The sequence below is a fragment of the Paracoccus sp. (in: a-proteobacteria) genome, assembly GCF_046462195.1.
Lineage (GTDB): Bacteria > Pseudomonadota > Alphaproteobacteria > Rhodobacterales > Rhodobacteraceae > Paracoccus.
In genome coordinates this window covers 1-5,141 of record NZ_JBKGUN010000224.1, presented here as the reverse complement: position 1 = coordinate 5,141, position 5,141 = coordinate 1, and the positions used below count along the sequence as shown (strand labels likewise).

General features: G+C 60.1%; 5 protein-coding genes. 4 read left to right on the top strand and 1 reads right to left on the bottom strand.

What is annotated here, in order from left to right; genetic code table 11:
• From rfbG to ACLHHB_RS13940, 3 genes are all read left to right on the top strand, one after another.
• On the top strand, positions 1–938 hold a 938-nt coding region (gene rfbG / locus ACLHHB_RS13950), incomplete at its 5' end, for a CDP-glucose 4,6-dehydratase (RefSeq protein ID WP_410218887.1).
• Positions 938–1,486: a dTDP-4-dehydrorhamnose 3,5-epimerase gene (gene rfbC, locus ACLHHB_RS13945; protein ID WP_410218886.1), complete on the top strand. Its 549-nt coding sequence runs from the start codon at positions 938–940 to the stop codon at positions 1,484–1,486. The genes rfbG and rfbC, both read left to right, overlap by 1 nt.
• A complete protein-coding gene (locus ACLHHB_RS13940) occupies positions 1,486–2,781 on the top strand; it encodes an NAD(P)H-dependent oxidoreductase (RefSeq protein WP_410218885.1) in 1,296 nt (431 codons plus the stop codon). Before rfbC ends, ACLHHB_RS13940 begins: the two co-directional genes overlap by 1 nt.
• 147 nt (positions 2,782–2,928) lie before the next feature.
• Here the strand turns inward: ACLHHB_RS13940 and ACLHHB_RS13935 are convergent, their stop codons facing one another.
• A complete protein-coding gene (locus ACLHHB_RS13935; protein ID WP_410218884.1) occupies positions 2,929–3,459 on the bottom strand; it encodes a hypothetical protein in 531 nt (176 codons plus the stop codon).
• Positions 3,460–4,152: 693 nt separating this feature from the next.
• Here ACLHHB_RS13935 and ACLHHB_RS13930 point away from each other — a divergent pair.
• Positions 4,153–5,141 (top strand): lipopolysaccharide biosynthesis protein (locus ACLHHB_RS13930; RefSeq protein WP_410218883.1); only part of this gene is annotated, 989 nt, incomplete at its 3' end.

Below are 5,141 nucleotides of genomic sequence, written 5' to 3'. Positions count from 1 at the left end.
TGGGCGACATCCGGGATGCGACGGCGCTGCGCGAGGCCTTGGTTGCCTTCCGGCCGGACATCGTGATCCACGCGGCTGCTCAGCCCCTCGTACGCCGATCCTACAAGGAACCGGTCGAGACTTTTTCCAGCAATGTCATGGGAACGATCAATCTTCTCGAAGCTTGCCGCGCCTGTGAAAGCGTGGCCTCGGTCGTGATCGTGACGACCGACAAGTGCTATGTGAATGCCGAATGGCCCTTTGCCTATCGAGAGAATGATCCTCTGGGCGGCAAGGATCCTTACAGCGCCTCCAAGGCCTGTGCCGAAATCGTGACCCATGCATGGCGGGAGTCCTTCTTTTCCTCCAATTCCCCATTGTCGCGTGAGGTTCCCGTGTCCTCGGCCCGGGCAGGCAACGTCTTTGGCGGCGGCGATTATTCCGAGGATCGGCTGCTTCCCGATGCTGTCCGCGCCTTTGCGATGGGCGAACCGCTGGTCATCCGCTCTCCCGGTGCCGTGCGGCCTTGGCAACATTGTCTTGAACCGATTGCCGGTTACCTGCGTCTGGCCCGCGCCTGTCACGAGGGCGGCATGGCCTATGCCCAAGGCTACAATTTCGGTCCCGCCGCCGAACAGCTGCTGACGGTGGGCGATCTTGCAACGGCATTCGCGGAACGCTGGGGCGAAGGCGCAGGCTGGCAGCATCAGCCGGGCGAAGCGCATCTGAAGGAGGCGGGCCTTCTGCTTCTTGACTCAGGTCTTGCGCAACGCACGCTCGGCTGGCGCCAGATGAGTGACGTCTTTGCCGGACTCGACGCCACCGTGGCATGGTACCAGGCTGCAGCTGATAAAGCCTCTCCATCGGAACTTTCGGCACTGACCCGGACTCAGATTGTAGACCTCGCAGGCGCTCCCGTGCCCGCCGGGTCCTTTTCGACCCATTCAAGGACAAGTTAATGCGTTTTACTCCGACAACTCTTGCAGGCGCGGTTCTGATCGAGCCCGAGCTTCGCGGGGATGAGCGCGGGCACTTTGCCCGCACCTTCTGCGAGGCAGAGTTTGCGGCGGCCGGGCTTGAAACCCGGTTTCCACAGCAAAACCATTCGTTCAACCATGTTTCGGGCACCTTGCGGGGGATGCACTTCCAGCATGCGCCCGAAACCGAGGTCAAGGTGGTAAGGTGCACGCGCGGCGCCATCCGCGATGTCATCATCGACCTGCGCCGTGACTCCAGCAGCTATCTGCGGTGGGAGGCTTTCGAGCTGACCGAGGAGAACGGCCACCAGCTTTATGTTCCCAAGGGCTTTGCCCATGGCTACATTACCCTGAAGGATCAGAGCGCTGTCAGCTATCTTGTGTCCACCCCCTATGCGCCCGCGGCGGAAGGCGGCGTGCGCTGGAATGATCCCGCGTTCGGCATTGACTGGCAGATGGAGGTCATGCAGATCTCGGACAAGGATGCAAGCTGGCCCGACTATCGGCCGCACGAGTGGGGACTGGCCTGATGCTTATCGTGGACACCGCGCTTGCAGCGCGCGCTGAGGCAGGCCATCCGCTTCGTTTTGGCATGATCGGTGCCGGCTATATGGGGCGCGGGATCGCGAACCAGGTGCTGAATTACATGCCGGGAATGGAGCTGTCGGCGATCTGCAACCGCAGTCTGCCGGCCGCAATCGCCGCTTATGCGGACTTTGGTGTCCCCCGTGATCGCATCGTCGAGGTGAACACTGCGGATCAACTGGAGGACGCGCTGCGGGCTGGACATTTCGCGGTTACGTCTGACCCTGCGGTGCTGTGCGAGGCCCCCGGCCTTGAAGCGCTGGTCGAGGCGACAGGTCATGTGGAACATGGCGCGCAGGTGACGATGCAGGCCATCGCGGGCGGCAAGCACATGGTGCTGATGAACGCGGAACTGGATGCAACGGTCGGTCCGCTGCTGCGGCAGAAGGCGGATGCTGCGGGTGTCATCCTCAGCGGCTGCGATGGCGATCAGCCGGGGGTTCAGTTGAACCTTCTGCGCTTTGTCCAGAGCATTGGCCTGATCCCCCGGGTTTGCGGCAACATCAAGGGGCTGCAGGACCGTTATCGCACGCCCGAAACGCAGGCGGCCTACGCCAGGCAGTGGGGGCAGACGCCGCATATGGTGACAAGCTTTGCCGACGGGACCAAGATCTCTTTCGAGCAGGCCATTGTCGCCAATGCAACCGGGATGCAGGTTGCGCAACGCGGCATGATCGGCATGGATCATCGTGGCCCCGTGGACGAAATGACGGGGATGTATGATTTGGACCGCCTGCGCGAACTGGGCGGCATCGTGGATTATGTGGTCGGTGGCCTGCCCTCGCCCGGGGTTTATGTGTTTGCCGAGGCACAGGACAAGGTTCAGGCCCATTACCTGAACTATGGGAAACTGGGACAAGGGCCGCTCTACAGCTTTTATGTTCCTTATCACCTGATGATCTTCGAGGTTCCGCTGTCAGTCGCACGCGTGGCTCTGTTCGGCGACCGCGTGATTGCACCAAAGGCGGGGCCAGTGGTCGATGTCGTTGCGGCGGCAAAGTGCGATCTGGACGAGGGGGCGGTTCTGGACGGGCTGGGCGGCTTCCTTACCTATGGGCTGTGCGAGAACTATCCAGTGTCCCGCGTCCAGAACCTGCTGCCGATGGGCATTGCAGCAGGCGCTCGGATGCGCCGCCGGGTGCCAAAGGACCAGGTGCTGACTTACGAGGACGTGGAACTTCCCGCAGGGAGCCTCGCCTGTAGCCTGCGGGCCGAACAGGACCGGATGTTCCAGCCCTGAACATCAAAGGGGGCAGCGCGTGATCGCGCCGCCCACGCAACGCCTTGAACGGCGTTCTGGCCTTCCGCTCGCGAGCGATGAGCCGGCCTGTGGCTCAGCCGATACGACTGCCGCAGCCTTTCCGGTGTTCTTCTGGAAGATTTCGCTTTAGCGGCCTGTCAACCGTGACCAGAGGCCTCCTTGCCCAAGTGCCGGTGCCACCTTCTTTTCAGGGGCGGGCAGCAAGCGCATTTTTTCCTCTTCGGCAACGTCCAGACGCTTCCGAAGATCGGCTATTGTTTCCTGAAGGTCGTCCGCACGCGCCTGAAGGGCCTGCTTCAGATCATTGCGGCCTGCCCGTTCGGCTTCCAGCAGTTCCTCTAGATGCCTGATCCTCATCGCAGAAACGGAGACATCCTGTCCTGTCCGGATACTGGCCTCCCGATCAGATCCGGACACGACGGGACACTCGTCGGACACATCTTTCTTGCTGTCCTGTTGTGTCCGATCGCTCCCCTCATCCGGCCGGTTATCGGACACTTCAAACGGGAAGACCCGATGCAGTTCCGAAGGGTCTATCTCGTACCCTCTTTGCTCGTTTCGGCTTGCAGACAGTCTCCCGTCCTTGATTGCAGCCTGTATTGTCGACTTTCCCCTGCCGCAGAGTTGTGCAGCTTCACGCAGAGAGAGCATTGCCATCACCTGTCCCTTTCTGTCCAGCATCTGTCCGGCCGCTCTGACCTGACCATGTCCGAACAAAACCACCGGACAAAAATTTTTTCAATGCATCTAACTTATGTCCGGGACAGGACACCTCACAGGACACATGAAGGACAGGACGCAGGACATTGAAACAGAAGTGCATTCCTTGTTCACGTGACCGAGCAATCTTCTTTTCAGGGTGCAGATGCGGGCGCCGCAGAAAGCGCATTTTCCTGCTTCCCGATCTTTCTGATAACACGCCTGCCCTTGCTGCGACTGTGGTTTCTGCAGAACCCGTGAAAGAATGCAGATAATGAGATGGGAATATCGGCATCTGTCTGCGTGTTCGTGTCGAAATGAAATCGGGGTCCCTCCGCTAAATGCCCTGCTCGCCTTGGGTCACATGGTTTCGATCAAATTTTCAAAGATATCGGCTCCATATCGAACAATGCCGATCCTGAACCTTGCAATGTCACAAGCCGGAGATGGAAATCAAAGAGGTCTTGTGTCTTTCCCCTTGGACCGTTACCGCCAACGCGATATTTATGCTGCAGCGCCGCATTGCACAGTTTGTGCCGCCAACGGGTTGCGCCTCGGTTCCGTTGATGACGGGCAGGCCGTAGCAGCCTTGAAACGGGAACTGAGACCATAGACGACGACAGCAAACGGTTCGATCCGCCAATCCAGGCGATGGGTCAGTCAGTGAAGCGAGGGGCTTTGGCCACCGGCGGCGCACAGATCGTCAAGCTGGGTTGCCAGATTACTTCGGTCATCGTCCTGTCGCGCCTTCTGCAACCCGAGGATTTCGGAATTGTTGCCATGGCAGCTCCGGTCGCGGCCTTCATCGGGCTGTTTCTGGATATGGGCCTGACGCAGGCGACAGTGCAGAAAAAGAACATTACCCACGCCGAAATCAACAGCCTGTTCTGGATCAACATGGCAGTCAGCACGCTGCTGAGCGCGATCATGATCCTGATTTCTCCATTGGTGGCACAGTTCTATGGAGAGCCGCAGGTGGCCCCGCTTGTTGCCGCGATGAGCCTGCAGCTTCTGGTTCTAGGGACGGGGGCCCAGCATTACGCTCTTGTTACCCGCAGGATGGCATTCGGGCGCCTGGCTGTGCTGGACAGCATCGGGGCGGTGTTGGGTCTGGCGACAGCCATTGCTTGGGCCTATTTCGAGAGGACTTATTGGGCCCTGTTCATCGGCGGCATGACAACCATGATCTTCACGACCTTGGGATGCTGGATCAGCTCGCGCTGGCGTCCCGGCATTCCCCGCTGGGTCAGCGGAACCAAGGAAATGGTTACTTTCGGGGCCGGCATCACCGGCTTCAACTTTGCCAACTATTTCGGGCGCAACATTGACCAGATCCTGATCGGGCGCCAATGGGGAAACCAGCAACTGGGGCTGTATGACCGCGCCAACCGGCTGCTGCTGTTCCCGTTGCAGCAGGTCATCTACCCGCTGGGAAAGGTCATGGTGCCCGCCCTGTCACGCATGAGCCACGAGCCCGAGCGGTACAGGAAGGCCTATCTGCGGGTGGCTCCCTTGCTGCTGTTCGTGGCGCTGCCAGGCGTGGCGGTTGCAATCGCATCGGCCGACCTGCTGATCCCGTTGGCCTTGGGTCATCAATGGGACGGGGCCGTGATGATTTTTCAGGCACTGGGGTTTGCGGG

Excerpts from the sequence above, each read along its gene's own strand:
- rfbC (WP_410218886.1), top strand. The coding sequence starts at position 938 with ATGCGTTTTACTCCGACAACTCTTGCAGGCGCGGTTCTGATCGAGCCC.
- ACLHHB_RS13940 (WP_410218885.1), top strand. The coding sequence starts at position 1,486 with ATGCTTATCGTGGACACCGCGCTTGCAGCGCGCGCTGAGGCAGGCCAT.
- ACLHHB_RS13935 (WP_410218884.1), bottom strand. The coding sequence starts at position 3,459 with ATGGCAATGCTCTCTCTGCGTGAAGCTGCACAACTCTGCGGCAGGGGA.